This window comes from Leifsonia sp. PARNA 1/14 (genome assembly GCF_055720965.1).
Map to the genome: position 1 here is coordinate 227,404 of NZ_JBVQSP010000001.1, position 20,449 is coordinate 247,852.

The following is a 20,449-nucleotide window of genomic DNA, read 5'->3' on the forward strand; positions in this document are numbered from 1 at the left end:
TCTATGCTTTTCGAGGTTGGCGAAACCGTCGTTTACCCCCATCACGGTGCTGCAACGATCACCGAGGTCAAGAAAAGAATCATCAAGGGTGAAGAGAAGCTGTACCTCAAGCTCAACGTCACGCAGGGCGATCTGACCATCGAGGTCCCCGCCGAGAACGTCGACCTCGTCGGCGTGCGCGACGTGATCGGCAAGGAGGGCCTCGACCGCGTGTTCGAGGTGCTGCGTGCTCCGTTCACCGAGGAGCCGACCAACTGGTCGCGCCGCTACAAGGCGAACCTCGAGAAGCTGGCGTCGGGCGACGTCATCAAGGTCTCCGAGGTCGTCCGCGACCTCTGGCGCCGCGACCAGGATCGAGGCCTTTCCGCCGGCGAGAAGCGCATGCTGGCCAAGGCGCGGCAGATTCTCATCTCCGAGCTCGCCCTGGCTGAGAAGACCGACGACGAGAAGGCGTCGAGCCTCCTCGACGAGGTGCTTGCCTCCTAACCCGCGATTCACCCGCTCCGCGATTCATTCGCGTTCGACGGCCCCGCTGCTCCGGCAGCGGGGCCGTCGGCGTTCCGGCCGGGCGGGTAGTCTCTGGGCATGAGCACCCACAGCGGGCCGCGCGTCGCGGTCATCGTCGTCGCCGCCGGTTCGGGTACGCGGCTCGGAGCCGAGCTGCCGAAGGCTTTCGTGCGGCTCGACGGTCCCACGCTGCTGGAGCGCTCGCTCTATGCCGTCCGCGGCATGGGTCACGCGGCGGAGCCCGTACTCGTCGTGCCGGCCGACCGCGTGGAGGAGGCGTCCGCGATCGCGGTTGCGGTCTTCGGCCGCGTCGCGCAGGTCGTGCCCGGCGGCGCCACGCGGCAGCAGTCGGTCGCAGCGGGCCTGGCGGTGCTCGCCGACGATGTGGAGGTCGTGCTCGTCCACGACGCGGCCCGCGCGCTCACCACCGCCCGGCTGTTCGACGCGGTCGTGGCGGCCGTGATCGAGACCGGGCACGGCGCGGTTCCCGGCCTCCCGGTCAGTGACACGATCAAGCGCGTCGCCTCCGACGGGTCGGTGCACGAGACGGTCGACCGCTCGGCGCTGGCGGCGGTGCAGACGCCGCAGGGCTTCCCACGCGATCACCTCCTGGCGGCATACGCCGCTGCCACGACCGACGAGACCGACGACGCCGGCGTGGTCGCCGCCGCCGGCTACGCCGTCACAGTGGTGCCTGGGGAGGCGCAGGCGTTCAAGATCACGACGCCGCACGACCTCCAGCGCGCCCACGACATGATCGCGCCGCAGTCCTCACATCAGTCGCAGACCGCAGCGCCGCTGCCGCGCATCGGGCTCGGCACCGACACGCACGCGTTCGATCCGTCGGCGGAGCTCTGGCTCGCGGGCCTGCACTGGCCCGACGAGCCAGGCCTCTCCGGCCACAGCGACGGGGATGCCGCCTGCCACGCCATCGTGGACGCTCTGCTCGGCGCCGCGGGCCTGGGCGACATCGGCGGCACATTCGGAACAGGCGATCCGAAGTTCGCCGGGGCGCACGGGGAGGTTTTCCTCACCGAGACGCGTCGCCTGATCGAGGAGGCCGGCCTGCGGATCGGGAACGTGTCCGTGCAGATCATCGGCCAGCGCCCCAAGTTCGCGCCGCGGAGGCGGGAGGCCGAGGAGCTGCTCTCCGGGATCCTCGGCGCACCCGTCTCGATCGCCGCGACGACCACCGACGGGCTGGGCTTCACCGGCCGGGGCGACGGGATCGCGGTCTTCGCGACCGCACTGCTGCGCTGACGCCGCCGACTCACTACCCTGGCGCGTGGAAGGGATCGCGATGCCTCAGCAGCAGAACAGCGCCGACCTTGCGCGGCGGTACATCGAAGCGGTCGGCGACCACGACCTCGAGACGGTCGGCCGCCTGCTCTCCGACGACCTGTCCGCCGTCTTCGCGGGAACGACGCTCGGCAGGGACGAGTGGCTGACCGCGTTGAACCGGCTCCTCCCAGCCCTGGTCCGCAACGACATCCGGGAGGTCTTCGCCGACGGCGATCGTGCCTGCGTCGTCTACGACTTCGTCACGGACACCCCGGCGGGCGCGGTGCCGTGCGTCGAGCTCGTGACGGTCGAGGGCGACCGCATCACGCAGATCGAGCTGATCTTCGATCGTGTGGCGTTCGCGCCGGTCAACGAAGCGCTCGCTCGCCGTGCGGCCCCGTAGGCTTAGGCCGTGACTCTGCGACTCTTCGACACCAAGGCCGGCGCCCTGCGCGACTTCGTGCCCCTGCGCCCCGGCGCGGTCGGCATGTATGTCTGCGGCCCGACGGTGCAGTCGTCGCCGCACATCGGGCATCTGCGCTCCGCCCTGGTCTACGATCAGCTGCGACGCTGGCTGGCCTACCGCGGGCTCGACGTGACGCTCGTGCGCAACGTGACCGACATCGACGACAAGATCCTCGTCAACGCGGTGACCGCACAGGCTCAGGGCGGCTCCGAGGAATGGTGGGCGCTGGCCTACCGCTTCGAGCTGGAGTTCACGGCCGGCTACACGGCGCTCGGCGTGCAGCCTCCGACCTACGAGCCACGGGCGACCGCGAGCATCCCGCAGATGCAGGAGCTGATCGGCCGGCTCGTCGAGCGCGGCCACGCCTACGTGGCGCCCGACGGCTCCGGCGACGTGTACTTCGACGTGAAGAGCTGGCCGACCTACGGCGCGCTGACCCGCCAGAGCATCGACAACATGGAGGCCGCGGCCGACGCCGACCCGCGCGCCAAGCGCGATCCGCGCGACTTCGCGCTCTGGAAGGGGCGCAAGAGCGACGAGCCCGACTCCGCTGCATTCCCGTCCCCGTGGGGCGACGGGCGACCGGGCTGGCACATCGAGTGCTCCGCCATGTCCCGGCGCTATCTGGGCCCGGAGTTCGACATCCACGGCGGCGGCCTCGATCTGCGCTTCCCGCACCACGAGAACGAACTCGCCCAGTCCACGGCGGCCGGCGACGGTTTCGCGTCGTACTGGGTGCACAACGGCCTCGTGCACGTCAACGGGCAGAAGATGAGCAAGTCGCTCGGCAACTCCGTCTACGCGGCCGACCTCCTGGGCGCGGCCCGCCCGCTGGTCGTGCGGTATTACCTCGGCTCGGCGCACTACCGGTCGACGATCGACTACCACGACGGGTCGCTCAGCGAGGCCGAAGCCGCGCTCGACCGCATCTCCGGCTTCTTCGAGCGCGTCGACCGACGGCTCGCCGGAACCCGGTTCGCCGGCAGCGGCGTGGAGATCGTGCCCGGCGCCTTCGCCGAGGCGATGGACGACGACCTCGCGGTGCCGCAGGCGCTCGGCGTCCTGCACGACACCGTACGTTCAGGAAACGCGGCGCTGGATGCGGAAGACTTGGAGGCCGCGGCGAACGCGCGCGGTCACGTGCTGGCGATGACCGAGGTGCTCGGCATCAACCCGCTGTCGCCCCAGTGGCACTCGGCGGGCTCGAGCGCGGCGGAGCACGCGCTCGGAACCCTCATCGGGCGGCTGCTCGACGACCGGCAGGAGGCGCGGCAGTCGCGCGACTTCGCCGCCGCAGACCGCATCCGCGACGAGCTGACCGCCGCGGGGATCAGTATCGAAGACACCCCGACGGGGTCGCATTGGAGTATCGAAGCATGAAGAACTCGGGTGGCAAGCCCCGCGCGGGCGCCGTGAGGAAGAGCAAGAAGGGCGCCCAGGTGGGCACCGGAGGCCACGGCCGCAAGGCCCTCGAGGGCCGCGGACCGACACCGAAGGCAGAGGACCGCGAGTACCACGTGGCCTACAAGAACAAGCAGCTGCGCGAGCGCTCTGCGGCCAAGGCGGAGCAGCGCGGCGGCCGCGACGGCGCGCCCCGCGGGGCCTCCGGAGCCGCCCGTCGCGCCAAGAGCGGTGACGAGAGCGAGATCGTCACCGGCCGCAATTCGGTGCTGGAGGCACTGCGGGCGGCGATCCCGGCCTCCACGCTCTACATCGCGGCACGCGTCGAGATGGACGACCGGGTGAAGGAGATCCTGTCGATCGCGACCGGCCGTGCCATCCCGGTGCTGGAGGTCATGCGCCCGGAGCTCGACCGCCTCGCCGGTCGCGACGCAGTGCACCAGGGCGTGGCGCTCAAGGTGCCGCCGTACGAGTACGCCCACCCCGGCGAGCTGCTCGATCTGACCCTCCGCACGGGCCAGACGCCGCTGTTCGTCGCGCTCGACGGGATCACCGACCCGCGCAACCTCGGAGCGATCATCCGCTCGACCGCCGCGTTCGGCGGGCAGGGCGTGATCGTCCCTCAGCGTCGCTCGGTCGGGATGACGGCAGCGGCGTGGAAGACGTCTGCCGGTGCCGCGGCACGCACGCCCGTCGCGATGGCCTCCAACCTCACGGCGACGCTCAAGGAGTTCAAGAAGGCGGGCGTCTTCGTGCTCGGCCTCGACGGCGGCGGCGACACGTCGCTGCCCGGGCTGTCGTTCGCCGACCGCCCGGTCGTGATCGTCGTCGGCAGCGAAGGCAAGGGCCTGTCGCGGCTGGTGACCGAGACCTGCGACGCCGTGGTGTCGATCCCGATCTCGGCCTCCACCGAGTCGCTGAACGCCGGTATCGCGGCGAGCGTCACGCTGTATGAGATCGCCAAACTGCGCGCGGAGGGCAAGGGCGCGCGGGCGTAGGCGCCTTGTTCGATAACCCGGCCGTTGGCGCATCCGGAGATCTCGGGCGAGACGCCGCCGCGTGTCTCTAAACCCGGAGATCGGCTCGGCCGCAGCCCCGATCTCCGGAGTTGCAGACACGGGCGGGCCGTGCCCGCCCGTCTGTACATCCGGAGAACTGCCGTAATCCCTGCCGGATATCCGGAGTTACGGAGCTTGCCCCGGCATGTCGCGTGCGACCTCCGGAGCTACCGACACCACACAACGCCCGCTAGCTGGAGGTCCCGGACACCGACATGCTGTGGCTCATGATCGAGAAGAAGACCACGAGCCACACGATGACGAGCACTGCGCCGAGGGCCACGCTCAGGTAACCGATGATGAGGCCGGCCAGCGCGAGACCGCGGCCGTTCTCGCCGGTGCGCTTGATCTGCGACAGGGCGATGTGGCCGGTGATGATCGCCACGATGCTGATGAAGAACGCCGAGACCAGAGAGACGATCGCCAGCACGTTGGTGCGCGGCTCGGGCGCGTACGCGTACGCATACGGGTACCCGGGCTGCCCCGGGTACGGCTGGGCGGGGTAGGACTGCGCGCCGTACGTCGGCTGCTGCGCAGCGTAGTGCCGCTCCGAGTACGGCGGCACGCCTCCAGGCTGTTCGGGGTTCGACATCGTGCTCCTCGCTCTGGTTACTCAGAGCGTAGCGGAGGAGCGCGGGGCCAGCGGCCCGGGCCCCCGCCCGACCTCGTCAGACCTCCTCAGACCTTGGAGCGCCAGTCCTCGTCGTCGTCTTCGTCGAGCCCGGCCCCGCGGCGGATCACCGGAATGCTCATCGTCTCGGTTGGCGGTCCGACGACGGTGGCCTCGTCGCGGCGGTGTCGGAGGATGTCGTTGATGTACGACGTCAGCGCCTCCGCCAGCGGCACGTCGCGACCCTCGTGCTGCGACATGAACCAACGGTGCTCCAGCAGCTGGTGGAAGACCTCTGCGGGCTCCAGCTTGCCCTTCAGATCGGCCGGGATCGCACGGACGACCGGCTCGAAGACGCGCAGGAGCCATTCGTGGGCCATGGCCTCCTCGTCGAGCCCGCGCTTGCCGAGAGTCGCCGAATACGAGTCCAGGTCGTTCAGGAGGCGCCGCGCCTGATTCTCGCCGGTGTCGAGGCCGGTCAGGCGCAGCAGGCGTCGCTGGTGGTGCCCCGCGTCGACGACCTTCGGCTGGATGCGGACGGTCGTGCCCTCGTCGGAGGTCTTGATCGCGAGTTCCTCGATGTCGAAGCCGAGCTCGTTGAGGCGCTCCACGCGCTGGCTGATCCGCCACCGCTCCGACGACGAGAAGGATTCGCTGCCGGTGAGCTCCTTCCAGAGCGACCGGTAGGCGGCGACGATCCCGTTCGACACCTTGATCGGGTCGAGTTCCTCGTCGACGCGGCCGCCGGCCTCCAGATCCATCAGCTCGCCGGCGATGTTGACCCGCGCGATCTCGAGGTCGTTCTCGCGCTGGCCGTTCGAGAGGCCGTCATAGAGTTGCCCGGTCTCCGCGTCGACCAGGTACGCGGCGAACGCGCCGGCGTCGCGCCGGAAGAGGGTGTTGGAAAGCGACACATCCCCCCAGAAGAAGCCGACGATGTGAAGGCGCACCAGCAGCACGGCGAGTGCGTCGACGAGCCGCGTCGCCGTGTCGGGCCTCAGCGTCTGCGAGAACAGCGCGCGGTAGGGGAGGGAGAATTTGAGGTGCCGGGTGACCAGCGCGGCGTTGAGGGCGTCGCCGTTGTCGTCGGTGCGGTTCTTGATGACCGCGACCGGGTCGACGCACGGCACGTCGAGACGCTGGAGGGTGCGCAGCATCTCGTACTCGCGCTGCGCCATCTCGGCGGTCGTCTCCTTGATGGCGATCACGTAGCCCGAGAGGTTCGCGAAGCGCACGAGGTGCCGGCTGATGCCCTTCGGCAGCAGCGCGATGTGCTCGTTCGACCACTGGTCCAGCGGGAGGTTCCAGGGAAGGTCGAGCAGTGCGGGATCGACGGTCGCCGCGGTGATGTTGACAGAGCCGGCCATGACAGAGAGCCTCCAGGAACGAGTGGTGCGGAAACCACTCTGCCGCAGCCCGAGAAACGGACTGCGGCAGAGTGAGGGATTGCTCCGTGGACCTTAGTCGACGACCGCGCCGCCGAGACGCTCGCCCGACTCCGCGTGGAACAGGTGGACGTGGCCCGGCTTCGGGGTGATGTAGACGGTGTCGCCCGCGTTCGGGTGCACGCGTCCGTCGACGCGGCCGACGATGTCGGTGCGCTTGCCGTCGACCTCCGAGTGGCCGTACAGGTAGCCGTCGGCGCCGAGCTCCTCGACGAGGTCGACCGCGACCTTCAGGCCGCCGCTCTCGGCGGTGGAGACGACGACGTCCTCCGGGCGGACACCGATCGTGACCGAGTTGCCGGCGTTGGCGAGCACCTCGCGCTCGATCGGGACGACCGAGTTGCCGAACTTGACGCCGCCGTCGGTGACGTCGGCGATGAACAGGTTCATGGCAGGGCTTCCGATGAAGCCGGCGACGAAGACGTTCTTCGGCTGGGCGTACAGGTCGCGCGGGGTGCCGACCTGCTGCAGCACGCCGTCCTTGAGGACCGCGATGCGGTCGCCCATGGTGAGCGCCTCGGTCTGGTCGTGGGTGACGTAGACCGTGGTGACGCCGAGGCGGCGGGTGAGCGAGGCGATCTGGGTGCGGGTCTGCACGCGGAGCTTGGCGTCGAGGTTCGACAGCGGCTCGTCCATGAGGAACACCTGAGGCGAACGGACGATCGCGCGGCCCATTGCGACACGCTGACGCTGACCACCCGAAAGGGCCTTCGGCTTGCGGCCGAGGTAAGGCTCCAGGTCGAGCAGCTTGGCAGCCTCGAGCACGCGGGAGGCGCGCTCCTCCTTGCCGACGCCGGCGATCTTGAGCGCGAAGCCCATGTTCTCTGCGACCGTCATGTGCGGGTAGAGCGCGTAGTTCTGGAACACCATCGCGATGTCGCGGTCTTTCGGCGGCACGTCGGTGACGTTGCGCTCGCCGATGAAGATGTTGCCGTCGTTGACCTCTTCGAGGCCCGCGAGCATGCGGAGCGAGGTGGACTTACCGCAGCCGGAGGGGCCGACCAGGACGAGGAACTCGCCGTCTGCGATATCGAGGTCGAGAGCGTCGACCGCGGGGCGGTTGGAACCCGGATAGAGCCGGGTCGCCTTGTCATAGGTGACAGTCGCCATTTTTCTTTTGTCTCCTTCACCGGCAGGTACGTGCCGGACGATCCGTTGTGAATGGAATAGACGTGGCGTCGACGTCCAGGGGCGTCGATGCCACGACCCCCATAGTAAGGCATCCGAAGCGCCTCATCGACCATTCGTCCGTGGAGGCCGCTGGCCCGCGCTCGGGGGGCACGTGGAGGTGGTGTTCGGAACTCGAACGGCGTATGTCTGGTCTATTCCCAGACAGCCGGATTACGATCGTCCGGTTGCGTCTAGCTCACGCACGTCCCCGCTGTTGCGTCCCCCCGCGCACAGCGCCGCCTACCCCGAGAGCCGATACGCCTGAAGATATGAGTTCCATGACCGACCCCGACGAGAGCCGCAGCGGCGACGTCCGCGCGGCAGCGCGGGAGAAAGCCCGACAGCTCCGCACGAGCCAGCAGCGCAAAGACCGCAGGAACAAGACCCTCCTGTCTGGCGGCATCGTGATCGGCGTCCTCGCCATCGCGGCCATCGTCGCCGTGGTCATCATGGGCGCCATCCGCCCGACCGTCCCCGGCCCGAAGAACATGGCCAGCGACGGCGTCGTCGTCGGCTCCGGGCTGAAGGTCAAGACCACGCCGGCGCTCGCCGCCGAAGCGAAGCCTGTGGCGACCGTCCCCGATTCGGCGAGCACCGTCGACATCCGCATCTACGCGGACTACCTGTGCAAGCTGTGCGGTCAGTTCCAGCGGACGAACCTGAAGCAGCTGCAGCCGCTGGTGAAGGACGGTGCGGTCACGGTGGAGATCCACCCCGTCGCCATCTACACCAGTCATTCGGCAGGCACCCGTTACTCACTGCGGGCCGCGAACGCGGCCGCCTGCGTCGCGAACTACTCACCGAAGGCGTTCTGGGCCTTCAACGAGTCCCTGTTCGCGAATCAGCCGGCCGAGGGCGGCCCTGGCCTCGCCGACCAAGAACTCAAGAAGCGCGCTGCCGCCTCCGGGGCCTCCGTTTCGGACGTGAACTCGTGCATCGACGACGGTCGCTTCAAGACCTGGGTCGGCACAGCGAGCGATCGTGCCCTCAGCGGTCCCATCCCGAATTCCGACGTGAAGAAGATGACGAACGCGTTGCTCGTTCTCGTGAACGGCAAGCCATACACCGGCTCGCTGACGGACGCAGACGATTTCAAGGCATTCGTGCTGCAGGCGCAGGGAGACCAGTACTCGTCGACGGCCACGCCCACCCCCTCGCCGAGCGCGGGCAGCTGACCCCCGTCCTCTAGGATGGTTCGCGACGGGCTCCCGTCGTCGCCGACTTAGCTCAGCTGGTAGAGCACTCGCCTTGTAAGCGAGCGGTCGCGGGTTCGAACCCCGCAGTCGGCTCTGTGTCTGTTCGTCGCGGCTTTGCTGCGGGGCTATTCATTCTGGCGCTTCGTCGTGTGTCAGATCGGGTGGATGCCGCTCACCTTGTGGCTGTGACGAACGCGCGGGAATAGGTCCAGCGGGGCTGGGTCGTTCCGGAGCACATGTAGGCAGCGATGCCCTGCGTGCAGGGCTGGTCGCGCGTCAGCTCCCACCAGGAGAGCCCGGCGAGGCCGTTCGCCGCGGCGTACCGGCCGACGGTCGTGGCATCGGCGACAGTGAAGATCTCACCGGTGTCGTTCAGGCCCGGCATCGGGGTGACGGCGATCAGCCCCAGACGCTGCGCGTCGGTCCACGAGGCGAAGGCCGAGACGGTCTTCAGCTGCCCGGCGACCGCGGTCGCCGCCGAGATCGCGGCGCTGCCCATGTTCGTGACGCCGGTGCCGTAGTCCATGGTCATCAGATTCACGGCCGAGAGCTGGACTCCGGCAGCGGAGAACTCCGCGACGGTGCGCACGCCGCTGGTGAGCAGCCCGTAAGGCATCACGGGCAGGGTCAGTGTGACCTGCAGCGGGTGGCCGGCGGCTGCGCGCTGCTTCTGGAGGGCGGCGACGGCCGCCGCCCTGCGCAGGTTCGACGCCGAGTCGGACACGTCGGCTTCCTCGATGTCGAAGTCGACGCGGTCGAGGCCGAACCGGGTCACGACCGCCGTGTAAGCCGCGAGCAGCTTGGCGGGGTCGGTGCACACGCGGGCGAGCTCGTCGTTGACCGCTCCGCCGAACGAGGCGATCACGCGACCTCCCGTCGCCTGGAAGGCATGAATGTTCGCCTGGAAGTCCTGCCCGCCCCCGACCGTGTACGCGGTGTAGCCGGCCCAGGTCGGGGAGCACGCGCTGCTGCGGTCGGCGACGATGAACGCCGCGGTGACCGCGCGAACCCCGGCGGAGGCGGCGAACGACGTCAGGTCGGCGGTCGGCCAGAGGCCCATGTCGACGTACGGCGCGACCAGGAGGCTGGAGGTACCGGGAGTCGGCGAGGGTGTGGGAGTCGGCGTGGGGGTGGGCGTCGGTTTGGGCGTGGGCGTGGGCGTCGGGGTGGGCGTCGATGCCGCGCCGCCGTTGATCGAGCACGGAAGGTCGGCGCCGACGACTCGGCAGGCTGTCGGCACGAGCGGCGCGCCCGCCGCCTTGGCGGAGGTCAGCCCGAAGGTCGCGGTGGCGCCCGGCGCGAGGGAGCGCGCGTACGAGGGGGCGCTCACGCTGAAGCCGTCGCTGGTGGTCGCGGCCGTGCCGTCCCAGAGGCTGACGACGCCGTCTGCGGTCGTGAACGCGACCTGCCACGGGGTGAGCGTGCGCGACGAGGAGTTGGAGACGGCGACGGACGACTGGAAGCCGGCGGTCCACTCCGACGTCACGGTCCAGGTGATGGCGAGACCGGAGGCCGGGGTCGGTGTCGGTGTCTGCGTGGGTGTCGGCTTGGGAGTGGGGGTCGGTATGGGCGTCGGCGTCGGCGTGGGCGTGGGTGTCGCCGTCGGCTTCGGTGTCGTGCCGGTGCCTCCGCCGTTCACCGAGCACGGGAGGCTCGCGCCCGCCGGCAGCCCCACGATCGTGCACGAGGTGGGAATGATCGCAGCCGTGCCCGCGCGGGTGGCGGTGAGCCCGAACTGGGCCGAGCCTCCCGGTGCGAGGGTCGTCGCCCACGACGGCGCCCCGACGGTGAGGGTGCCGGCGGGCGAGCCGACGGACACCGCCGACCAGATGCTGACGAGCGTGTGCGGGAAGTCGAAGCGAACCTGCCACGGTTTCAGGGTCGTCGTCGTCCCCGCGCCATTCGTGATCGTGACCGCCGACTGGAAGCCGGTCGTCCACGAGTTCGTGGTCGCCCACGTCACATCGACACGCGGGCTCGCCGCAGCGAGGGCGCCCGAAGTGACGACAGCGCCCGATCCGAGCAGGGCGGCGGTGACCAGCGCGGACGTGACCGCGAGCCTCCGCCGCGACCCCCCTGAGCGCCGACGGAGCCGAACGAGCAGTCGGCGGATGGACTCGGCGGGTCCTCGGCGACCGGACTCCCGGTGGCGAGCGGAACGGGGCGCGGACTCGGGCATGGCACTCCTCACGACTTGCAGCGGAAGAACGAAGGGAGGTACGTCACTCGCCACTATCGGCCGGAGGAGCGGATCGGTCAGGGCCGGCCCGTCACGAATTCACGCGGATGATCTCCTCCTGGTACGGCGCGATCACCGAGCCCGAGATCCGCAGGTCCAGCACCAGGAACGGCCGCTCGTCCGCCGGTCGAGCCGCCCACTCCGCGAGCGCATCCAGGTCGGCGAGCGTGCGAACGACCACGCCCTGCGCGCCGACGGCGGCTCCGAGTCCCGCGAAATCGACCTCCGGGATGCGCATGGGGCCCTGCGCCAGACCCTTCAAGCCGTACAGGTTCACTTCGGCGCCGTAGGCCGCGTCGTTCCAGACCACCGTCAGGCCACGGCCGCCGGCCACGCGCACGGCGGATTCCAGGTCGGCCAGCGCCATCAGCCCGCCGCCGTCGCCGGTCGTCAGCACCACCGTCGACTCGGGATGCGCCAGCGCGGCACCGGCCACGCTGGGGAAGCCGAGGCCGATCGACTGATAGGCCGTGCCGACCATGATCATGCGGTCGGGCGACGCGACGGGCCAGTACATGTTCGCCCAGCCGATGAAGTGGCCGCCGTCGGAGACGACGACCCGGTCTGCGGGAAGCAGCGCGCCGATCCGCGCGGCGGCCGAGCGCGGGTCGAGGCGGCCGTCGGCGGCGAGGCCGTCGCCGATCGGGCGCGCGACGAGACCGGCGATGTCGACGGACTCGCGCCAGCCGGACGGCGCCGCACCGAGCGCGCGCAGCTCCGCCACCAGCGCCTCTGCGACGAGGCGGGCGTCGCCGCGCAGGTACGCGCCGACGTGCGGGTGGGTGGCCGCCGGGGCGATGTCCACCTGGATGACCCGCGTCCCCGGAGCCAGCAGGTCGCCGAACCGCATCGTGAACTGGTTGAGGGAGGCGCCGAAGACCACGGCGACGTCGCACGTGCGTACGGCCTCCATCGCCCCCTCGGCCCCGAATCCGCCGGTGACGCCGAGGTCGTACCGGGCGTCGGGGAACACCCCGCGGCCGAGGGCGGTGCCGGCGGTGAGCGCGCCGGTCGCGTCGGCGAGAGCGCCGAGGGCGGCGCCGGCGCCCGAGATCCAGGCGCCGCGGCCGGCGAGGAGGAACGGGCGCTCGGCCGACGCGAGCGCGGCAGCGGCGTCCGCGAGGGCGCCGGCGGCGAACGGGCCGGCGGGTGCTAGGGGCGCCGGCGCGGCGGGGGAAGGCGCCTCCGGCACCGGGCCGGCCTCCCGCGTGGCCACGTCGTAGGGAATGGCGAGAACGGTCGGCACCCTGTAGGTGAGCGCGTGCTCGACGGCGATGACCGTCGTGGCGGCGGCGTCGGTGCGGCCGACCGTGTAGGTGCGCGCGCCGACCGCGCTGGCGAGAGCGATCTGGTCGACGCCCCAGGGGCGTGGGCCGGAGGTCGGCTCATCGCCGACGACCAGGACGAGCGGGATGTGCGCCTGTCGTGCCTCCGCGAGCGCAGTCAGAGTGTTCGTGAAGCCGGCCCCGTAGGTCGCCGTCGCTGCGGCCAGCCTCCCGGAGGCCCGGTGATAGGCGTCGGCGGCTACGACGGCGCCGGCTTCGTGGCGCATCGCGGTGTACGGCACTGCTCCATCGCGCTCGAGCGCGTCGAGGAAGTGGGCGTTGCCGTTGCCCATGACGCCGAAGACCTGGTCGACGTGCTGGGCGAGGGCGGCGGCGACGTGAGCGGAGACAGAGGGCATGCTGGTGCCTTTCGAGACGGGAACGGAGGTGCGATGATCCGTATGTGTCTCGCGCGCTGCTGTCGGCGGAGCGCGGCTTCGTGCCCTTTTTTCGAGCACCGGGCCGGATGAACGGCCGGACGTCAGCAGTATAGCCGGGAGGTCGGTGTCGAAAACGGTCTCCGCTGTTCGACGTGAGGGTGTTCAGGACATTCGACGAAGGGGAAGACATGACCGAGTACCTGATCCTCATCCACGGCGACGAGGGCCGCTGGGACGCGCTGAGCGACGACGAGCGCGCCGCGGTCGACGAGGCGCACCGGGCATTCAACGAGAAGGCGGCGGGCCGGGTGCGCGCTGCGGGGGAGTTGCAGACGACGCCCCACGGTGCGGCGGTGCGCACGGGAGCGGATGGGGAGCCGCAGTCCACCGACGGGCCGTTCTCGGAGTCGAAGGAGGTCGTCGGCGGGTTCTACCTGATCGAGGGGGACGACCAGGACGAGGTGGTCGCGCTCGCGGCCTCCCTCGCCGAGGCGCGCCAGGGGCACGGGGGCATCGAGGTGCGGCCGCTGGTCGGCCGGGGCTGATCACGAGGGGCACGTCGTTGTCGCTTCCGACCTCCGAAAGTGACGACGACGTGCCCCTCGAGCAAGGAAACGACACGAAAGGAAGGATGCGCATGACGGAGACAGGGATCGTGGGGGTGAACACGATCGGAATCCCGGTCGGCGACCAGGATGTCGCGCTGGCGTTCTATCGCGACGCGCTCGGTTTCGCGGTGCTCGTGGACGCGCCGCTGCCGACAGGCGCCCGCTGGATCATGCTGGCGCCTCCCGGGTCGGCGGTGTCGGTGTCGCTCGTGGTCGCGAGCGATGAGGCACCGGCGGGGGTCGAGACGGGCATCCGGTTCGAGAGTCTCGACGCGGGGAGCACCCACGAGGAGCTGAGCAGGCGTGGGGTCGCGGTCGGGGAGTTGCTGCGCTGGCCCGGCGTTCCGCCGATGTTCCAGGCGACCGACCCCGACGGCAACCGGTTCGAGGTCGTCGAGCGGGGCTGAGCGGCCCGGAGCGTCCCCTCGGCGCGGATCAGGCGGGCGCCGGGCCGCTGCTCGCGCGCACGACGAGCCGTGTCGGGAGGACGGACGACCGCACAGGCTCCGGCCGGCCCTCGATCTCGGCGACCAGCAGCTCGACCGCCCGGCGGCCGGTGGCCTCGAACTCCTGGTGGATGGTCGTCAGTGGAGGCCAGAACGAGTCGGCCTCCGCCATGTCGTCGAACCCGACGACGCTCACGTCCTCCGGCACCCGCCGGCCCGCCTCGTGCAGCGCGCGCAGCACACCCAGCGCCATCTGGTCGTTGGCGGCGAACACCGCCGTGATCTCCGGGCGCGCGGCGATCTCGCGGCCGAAGCCGTACCCGGCGCTCGTCGACCAGTCGCCGCGGAACACCTCGGGGACGTCCGCCCGCGCGGCCTCCAGCGTCTCGCGCCAGGCCTGCTCGCGCCGTGCGGCCGAGTACGACTCGGCCGGACCCGAGATGTGCCAGACAGTGCGGTGGCCGAGCGACAGCAGATGCTCGGTCGCCTGCCGGGCGCCCTCCGCCTGGTCGGTGTCGACCTGCGGGTAGTCGGGGCGCTCGGTGGAGTCGATGACGACGACCGAGAGGCCCGGCGGGAGTTCGACGTCGGCGCGGTCGACGATGTGCGCTTCGATGACGATGATGATGCCGTCGACCGCCTGCTCGAGCAGCCGCGTGAAGGCGATGCTGACGTCCTGCTGCGTGGGCCGCTCGACGGGCACGACGGTGATCGAGTAGCCGGCGGTGGCCGCCGACACGGCGATCGCGTCGAGCGTGCGCATGTTGCCGTACGACGACAGGGTGAACATGACGACGCCGAGATTGCGGAACAGCCCTGAGCGCAGCGCGCGGGCAGCGCGGTTAGGCCGGTAGCCCAGCGCCTGCATGGAGGCCAGCACGCGGTCGCGCGTCGCGGCCTCCACGTTGGTGAGACCGTTGGCGACCCGCGAGACGGTCTGCGTCGACACTCCGGCGTGCGCGGCGACGTCGCCGAGTGACGGGCCGCGGGTGCGGCCGCCGCGGCGTGCGGGCGCCGGATCGGCGATCGGCTCGGTCATGGTTCCTCATTCTGGTGCTCACTGCAGGCCCGACGGAGGCCGACACGGGCTTGCATCATGTTGACGTCAACATGCTATGGTAGCGAACCAGATGTTGACGTAAACATCGCCGCAACACCGAACCACGCTCCGAACACCCGAGGAAGGCCATGACAACGACGTCCCTCACGCCGACGGCTCCGCCGGCGTCGCCGCCGCAGCGGCAGCTCCGGCGCCAGCGCCGCGACTGGCGCGGTTGGGCCTTCGTGGCCCCGTTCATGGTGGTGTTCGCCCTCATGATCATCGCCCCTGTCGTCTACGCGCTCTATCTGAGCCTCTTCCGTCAGCAGCTCATCGGAGGCAACGCGTTCGTCGGCCTCGACAACTACATCGCGGTCCTCCAGGACGGAAAGTTCTGGGAGTCGTTCGGCCGCGTCGCACTGTTCCTCGTCGTGCAGGTGCCGATCATGCTCGCGCTCTCGCTCGTCGCGGCGCTCGCGCTCGACTCCGCGCGGCTGCACGGCGCCGGGTTCTTCCGCATCGCACTGTTCCTCCCGTACGCCGTCCCCGGCGTGGTCGCCGCGCTCATCTGGGGCTTCATCTACGGAGACCAGTTCGGCCTGACCGCGAGCGTCAACCACCTGCTGGGTACGCAGCTCGCGCCGCTCAGCGGCCAGTGGATCCTCGGCTCGATCGGCAACATCGTCACCTGGGAGTTCATGGGCTACAACATGCTCATCTTCTACGCGGCGCTGCGCGTCATCCCCGGCGAGCTCTACGAGGCGGCCGAGATCGACGGGGCCGGAGCCTTCCGCACCGTGTTCAGCATCAAGCTCCCCGCCGTTCGTGGCGCGATCGTCATCGCGACGATCTTCTCGATCATCGGCAGCTTCCAGCTCTTCAACGAGCCGAACCTGCTCAAGCAGCTGGCGCCCAACGCGATCAGCAGCTACTTCACGCCCAACATGTACGCCTACAACCTGTCGTTCGCCGGTCAGCAGTTCAACTACGCGGCCACGGTCGCGATCGTGATGGGGGTCGTCACCGCGGTGATCGCCTACGTCGTCCAGCTCCGGGGCTCGCGCAAGGAGGTCCGCTGATGACCGCGCTCACCGATCGACCGCGCAAGGCGCCCTCCCGAGCCGCCGCCCGCTCCAACCGTGCAGCGGCGCGGGCGGGGGAGACCTCCGGCCGCCGCCTCCGCAAGTCGCCCGTGCTGACGATCGTGATGATCATCTTCACGATCTACTCGTTCGTGCCGCTGATCTGGCTCATCGTCAACGCGACCAAGAGCCAGCCCGACCTCTACTCGTCGTTCGGGCTGTGGTTCGGCAAAGACTTCAACCTCTTCCAGAACATCGTCGAGCTGTTCACCTACCGCGGCGGCATCTTCCTGCAGTGGCTGGGCAACACCCTCCTCTATGTCGTCGTCGGCGCGGGAGGCGCGACCCTGCTCGCGACCGTGGCCGGTTACGGGCTGGCGAAGTACGACTTTCCCGGCAAGCGGGCCGTGTTCGCGGTCGTGCTCGGCGCGATCGCCGTCCCCGGCACCGCGCTGGCCGTCCCGACGTTCCTCATGTTCAGCCAGGCGGGGCTCACCAACACGCCGTGGGCGATCATCCTGCCGTCGCTGATCAGCCCGTTCGGTCTGTATCTCATCTGGACCTACGCGACGGAGGCTGTGCCGACCGAGCTGCTGGAGGCCGCCCGCATGGACGGCGCCGGCGAGTTCCGCACGTTCTTCACCATCTCGCTCCGCCTCCTCGCCCCCGGCGTCGTGACCGTCGCGCTCTTCGCGATCGTCGCCACCTGGAACAACTACTTCCTGCCGCTCATCATGCTGAGCGATCCGACCTGGTACCCCCTCACGGTCGGCCTCAGCCAGTGGAGCGCGCAGGCGACGGGGGTCGGCGCCCAGCCGATCTTCAACCTCGTGATCACCGGTTCGCTCATCACGATCATCCCGATCGTGGCCGCGTTCCTGGTGCTCCAGCGCTACTGGCAGTCGGGTCTGGCCGCCGGCAGCGTCAAGCAGTGAACAGCAACAGCACCAGTACCTCCCTCCCATTCCCAAGGAAGTGAAAGGAAAACCATGAAGCGCATCCTGCGTTCACGGAACCTGCGACGCGTGGCCACCGCCATCGTCGCCAGCGCCGTCATCGGCGCCTCGCTCGCCGCCTGCTCGTCGGGCTCCGGCTCCAGCGGCGGCGGCAGCTCCTCCGACGTCGAGTCGGCCCTCAAGCAGGGCGGCACCATCACCTACTGGTCGTGGACGCCGTCGGCCGAGGCCCAGGTCGCCGCGTTCGAGAAGGCGTACCCGAAGGTGCACGTCAAGCTCGTCAACGCCGGCACCAACACGACCGAGTACACCAAGCTGCAGAACGCGATCAAGGCCGGCTCGGGAGCGCCCGACGTCGCGCAGGTGGAGTACTACGCCATCCCGCAGTTCGCGCTGTCCGACTCCCTCGTCGACCTCAAGCAGTACGGCTTCGACTCGCTCAAGAGCGACTACACGCCCGGCCCCTGGGGTTCGGTGAACGTCGGCGGCAAGCTCGTCGGCCTCCCGCAGGACAGCGGCCCCATGGCGATGTTCTACAACAAGACCGTCTTCGACAAATACGGCATCGCCGTGCCGAAGACCTGGGACGAGTACGTCGCCGCAGCGCAGAAGCTGCACACGGCCGACCCGAACGCCTACATCACGAGCGACTCCGGCGACTCCGGCTTCACCACCTCGATGATCTGGCAGGCCGGCGGACGGCCGTTCCAGACCGACGGCACCAAGGTGTCGGTCAACCTCCAGGACGAGGGCACCAAGAAGTGGACCGGCACCTGGGACAAGCTGGTCGAGGGCAAGCTGCTCTCCACCGTCCCCGGCTGGAGCGACGACTGGTACAAGGCGCTCGGCAACGGCTCGATCGCGACCCTGATCACCGGTGCCTGGATGCCCGGCGTGCTCGAGTCGTCGGTGAAGGACGCCTCGGGGCAGTGGCGCGTCGCGCCGATCCCGACCTATGACGGCACCCCCGTCAACGCCGAGAACGGCGGCGGCGCGCAGGTCGTGCTCAAGCAGTCGAAGAACCAGGCGCTCGCGGCCGGCTTCCTCAAGTGGCTCAACAACGACCCGGCCTCGATCAAGGTCTTCCTGCAGTCCGGCGGCTTCCCGTCGACCACCAAGGACCTGAACTCGTCCGACTTCCTCGCCCAGGCTCCGGAGTACTTCGGTGGCCAGAAGATCAACGAGGTGCTCGTCGACGGCGCGAAGAACGTCGCCACCGGCTGGCAATACCTGCCCTTCCAGGTGTACGCGAACAGCATTTACGGCGACACCGTGGGTCAGGCGTACACCTCGAACTCCAGCCTGAACCCGGGCCTCCAGGCCTGGCAGAAGGCGCTGGTGACCTACGGGAACCAGCAGGGCTTCACGGTCACGAGCAAGTAACCCATCCCACCGACCCTCGGCCGCCCGCCGCCTCCGCGCGACGGGCGGCCGAGGGAGGAGAGCGCACATGAGCACCTTCGAGATCGCCGGGGACGACTTCCTCCTCGACGGCCGGCCCCACCGGATCCTGTCGGGGGCCATCCACTACTTCCGCGTGCACCCGGACGACTGGGCCGACCGCATCCGCAAGGCCCGCCTGATGGGCCTGAACACGGTCGAGACCTACGTGCCGTGGAACGCCCACGAGCCCCGCCCGGGCGAGTGGATCGCCGACGGCGCGCTCGACCTGGAGCGCTTCCTGCGCACCGTGCAGGCCGAGGGGATGCACGCGATCGTGCGCCCCGGCCCGTACATCTGCGCGGAGTGGGACAACGGCGGCCTCCCGGCCTGGCTGTTCACCGATCCCTCGGTCGGCATCCGCCGGTCGGAGCCGGTGTTCCTGGAGGCGGTCACGGCGTTCATGGAGCGGGTGCTCGCGATCGTCAGCCCGCTGCAGGTGACGGAGGGCGGCCCCGTTCTGCTCGTGCAGGTCGAGAACGAGTACGGCGCTTACGGCGACGACAAGGACTACCTGCGCCACCTCGTGGAGGTCTTCCAGGCCGCAGGGATCACCGTCCCGCTCACCACGGTCGACCAGCCGGAGCCCGCGATGCTCGAGAACGGCTCGCTGCCGGGGCTGCTCAAGACGGCCTCCTTCGGCTCGCGCTCGCGGGAGCGTCTCGCGACCCTGCGCGAGCACCAGCCGACCGGACCCCTGATGTGCTCCGAGTTCTGGGACGGCTGGTTCGACCACTGGGGCGCCCACCACCACACGACCTCCGTGGAGCAGTCGGCCGCCGACCTCGACGAGCTGCTGTCGCTGGGGGCGTCGGTCAACATCTACATGTTCCACGGCGGCACCAACTTCGGCTTCACCAACGGCGCCAACGACAAGGGCGTGTACCAGCCGATCGTCACCAGCTACGACTACGACGCCCCGCTCGACGAGGCGGGGGAGCCGACCGAGAAGTACTGGGCGTTCCGCGAGGTCATCGCCAAGCACGCGCCGGTGCCCGCCGAGGAGCCGGTCGTGGCGGCCGCCGCTCCGGCGTTCTCCGTGCCGTTCACCGACGCGATCCCGCTGTTCTCCGTCGCCCCGAAGCTCGGGGAGTGGCAGCACACCGACGACCTCCCGACCTTCGACGAGCTCGGCCACTACGCCGGCCTCGGGCTGTACCGCACCGAGATCGACACGACGGAGCCCGCCGTGCTGGAGTTCGGCGAGGTCCGCGACCGAGCGTACGTCTTCGTCGGCTCCACACGGGTCGGCGTGCTCGCCCGCGACCACCACGACAGCGCGATCACGCTGTCGCCGAGCCGAGGCACCCTCACGGTGCTGGTGGAGGACCAGGGACGTGTCGACTACGGCCCCCGGATCGGTGAGCCCAAGGGGCTGATCGGCCCGGTGCGGCTCAACGGCGACGGCGTGCGCCGCTGGAGCGTCCTCCCGCTGCGGCTGTCCGACCTGGAGGCCGTGCGCGCCGAGCTGGACGCCTCCGGCCCAGCGGTCGAGCAGGAGCCGGAGCGCCTGGCGGGGCCGGTCTTCGCGCGCGCGACGTTCGACCTCGACGATCAGGCGACGCTGTTCCTCGACACCACCGGCTGGGGCAAGGGCGTCGCCTGGATCAACGGCTTCAACCTCGGTCGCTACTGGACCCGCGGTCCGCAGGAGACCCTCCACGTGCCGGCGCCGGTCACGCGCGCAGGCCGCAATGAGCTGGTCGTCCTCGAGCTCGAGTCGGCTGCGGACGCCGTCGCCGCGTTCGTCTCCGAGCCGCGCCTGGGCCACACCGACTTCTGAGCCGCCCTTCGACGGTC

18 protein-coding genes and 1 tRNA gene are annotated in these 20,449 nt (G+C 69.9%); 13 read left to right on the plus strand and 6 right to left on the minus strand.

What is annotated here, in order from left to right; genetic code table 11:
* Positions 1 to 3 precede the first annotated feature (3 nt).
* From AC0HS0_RS01180 to rlmB, 5 genes are all read left to right on the plus strand, one after another.
* On the plus strand, positions 4 to 486 hold the full coding sequence (locus tag AC0HS0_RS01180) for a CarD family transcriptional regulator (RefSeq protein WP_021763858.1): 483 nt from the start codon (positions 4 to 6) through the stop codon (positions 484 to 486).
* 99 nt (positions 487 to 585) lie between these two features.
* On the plus strand, positions 586 to 1,767 hold the full coding sequence (gene ispD / locus AC0HS0_RS01185) for a 2-C-methyl-D-erythritol 4-phosphate cytidylyltransferase (RefSeq protein WP_472961081.1): 1,182 nt from the start codon (positions 586 to 588) through the stop codon (positions 1,765 to 1,767).
* Positions 1,768 to 1,807: 40 nt separating this feature from the next.
* Positions 1,808 to 2,191 (plus strand): nuclear transport factor 2 family protein, encoded by a 384-nt coding sequence (locus AC0HS0_RS01190; protein WP_472961082.1) that lies wholly within the window; start codon positions 1,808 to 1,810, stop codon positions 2,189 to 2,191.
* A 9-nt stretch (positions 2,192 to 2,200) separates the two neighbouring features.
* Positions 2,201 to 3,634, plus strand: coding sequence for a cysteine--tRNA ligase (gene cysS, locus AC0HS0_RS01195; RefSeq protein WP_472961084.1), 1,434 nt, complete (start codon positions 2,201 to 2,203; stop codon positions 3,632 to 3,634).
* Positions 3,631 to 4,653 (plus strand): 23S rRNA (guanosine(2251)-2'-O)-methyltransferase RlmB, encoded by a 1,023-nt coding sequence (rlmB, locus tag AC0HS0_RS01200; RefSeq protein WP_472961085.1) that lies wholly within the window; start codon positions 3,631 to 3,633, stop codon positions 4,651 to 4,653. Before cysS ends, rlmB begins: the two co-directional genes overlap by 4 nt.
* Before the next feature lie 250 nt (positions 4,654 to 4,903).
* On the opposite strand, the gene AC0HS0_RS01205 is transcribed toward rlmB, so the two are convergent.
* From AC0HS0_RS01205 to AC0HS0_RS01215, 3 genes are all read right to left on the minus strand, one after another.
* Complete coding sequence (locus AC0HS0_RS01205) at positions 4,904 to 5,305, minus strand: DUF4190 domain-containing protein (RefSeq protein WP_472961086.1); 402 nt, start codon at positions 5,303 to 5,305, stop codon at positions 4,904 to 4,906.
* An 86-nt stretch (positions 5,306 to 5,391) separates the two neighbouring features.
* Positions 5,392 to 6,690: a DUF4032 domain-containing protein gene (locus AC0HS0_RS01210; RefSeq protein ID WP_472961087.1), complete on the minus strand. Its 1,299-nt coding sequence runs from the start codon at positions 6,688 to 6,690 to the stop codon at positions 5,392 to 5,394.
* Positions 6,691 to 6,783: 93 nt separating this feature from the next.
* Positions 6,784 to 7,878: an ABC transporter ATP-binding protein gene (locus tag AC0HS0_RS01215; RefSeq protein ID WP_472961089.1), complete on the minus strand. Its 1,095-nt coding sequence runs from the start codon at positions 7,876 to 7,878 to the stop codon at positions 6,784 to 6,786.
* 338 nt (positions 7,879 to 8,216) lie between these two features.
* Between AC0HS0_RS01215 and AC0HS0_RS01220 the strand changes: the two genes are divergently transcribed.
* Together AC0HS0_RS01220 and AC0HS0_RS01225 are read left to right on the plus strand one after the other, a co-directional pair.
* On the plus strand, positions 8,217 to 9,113 hold the full coding sequence (locus AC0HS0_RS01220) for a DsbA family protein (RefSeq protein WP_472961090.1): 897 nt from the start codon (positions 8,217 to 8,219) through the stop codon (positions 9,111 to 9,113).
* A gap of 41 nt (positions 9,114 to 9,154) precedes the next feature.
* Positions 9,155 to 9,227: transfer RNA gene (locus tag AC0HS0_RS01225), tRNA-Thr, on the plus strand.
* A 79-nt stretch (positions 9,228 to 9,306) separates the two neighbouring features.
* Here AC0HS0_RS01225 and AC0HS0_RS01230 read toward each other — a convergent pair.
* A complete protein-coding gene (locus AC0HS0_RS01230; RefSeq protein WP_472961091.1) occupies positions 9,307 to 11,313 on the minus strand; it encodes a cellulose binding domain-containing protein in 2,007 nt (668 codons plus the stop codon).
* Between the two features lie 91 nt (positions 11,314 to 11,404).
* Positions 11,405 to 13,057 (minus strand): thiamine pyrophosphate-binding protein, encoded by a 1,653-nt coding sequence (locus AC0HS0_RS01235; RefSeq protein WP_472961092.1) that lies wholly within the window; start codon positions 13,055 to 13,057, stop codon positions 11,405 to 11,407.
* Between the two features lie 209 nt (positions 13,058 to 13,266).
* Between AC0HS0_RS01235 and AC0HS0_RS01240 the strand changes: the two genes are divergently transcribed.
* Both AC0HS0_RS01240 and AC0HS0_RS01245 read left to right on the plus strand, forming a co-directional pair.
* Positions 13,267 to 13,623, plus strand: coding sequence for a YciI family protein (locus AC0HS0_RS01240; protein ID WP_472961093.1), 357 nt, complete (start codon positions 13,267 to 13,269; stop codon positions 13,621 to 13,623).
* Positions 13,624 to 13,715: 92 nt separating this feature from the next.
* Entirely contained in the window at positions 13,716 to 14,093 is a 378-nt protein-coding gene (locus tag AC0HS0_RS01245; protein WP_472961094.1) for a VOC family protein, read from the plus strand.
* A gap of 28 nt (positions 14,094 to 14,121) precedes the next feature.
* Here the strand turns inward: AC0HS0_RS01245 and AC0HS0_RS01250 are convergent, their stop codons facing one another.
* On the minus strand, positions 14,122 to 15,171 hold the full coding sequence (locus tag AC0HS0_RS01250; protein WP_472961095.1) for a LacI family DNA-binding transcriptional regulator: 1,050 nt from the start codon (positions 15,169 to 15,171) through the stop codon (positions 14,122 to 14,124).
* A 149-nt stretch (positions 15,172 to 15,320) separates the two neighbouring features.
* On the opposite strand from AC0HS0_RS01250, the gene AC0HS0_RS01255 reads away from it, so the two are divergent.
* The 4 genes from AC0HS0_RS01255 to AC0HS0_RS01270 all read left to right on the plus strand — a co-directional run bounded on the left by AC0HS0_RS01255 (position 15,321) and on the right by AC0HS0_RS01270 (position 20,432).
* Positions 15,321 to 16,250: a carbohydrate ABC transporter permease gene (locus AC0HS0_RS01255; RefSeq protein ID WP_472961096.1), complete on the plus strand. Its 930-nt coding sequence runs from the start codon at positions 15,321 to 15,323 to the stop codon at positions 16,248 to 16,250.
* A complete protein-coding gene (locus AC0HS0_RS01260; RefSeq protein ID WP_472961097.1) occupies positions 16,250 to 17,188 on the plus strand; it encodes a carbohydrate ABC transporter permease in 939 nt (312 codons plus the stop codon). The genes AC0HS0_RS01255 and AC0HS0_RS01260 overlap by 1 nt, the downstream gene beginning before the upstream one ends.
* 54 nt (positions 17,189 to 17,242) lie before the next feature.
* Positions 17,243 to 18,592: an ABC transporter substrate-binding protein gene (locus AC0HS0_RS01265; protein ID WP_472961098.1), complete on the plus strand. Its 1,350-nt coding sequence runs from the start codon at positions 17,243 to 17,245 to the stop codon at positions 18,590 to 18,592.
* Between the two features lie 67 nt (positions 18,593 to 18,659).
* The gene (locus AC0HS0_RS01270) at positions 18,660 to 20,432 is read left to right on the plus strand and encodes a glycoside hydrolase family 35 protein (RefSeq protein ID WP_472961099.1); all 1,773 of its coding nucleotides are present in this window, start codon (positions 18,660 to 18,662) and stop codon (positions 20,430 to 20,432) included.
* Positions 20,433 to 20,449: the final 17 nt, after the last annotated feature.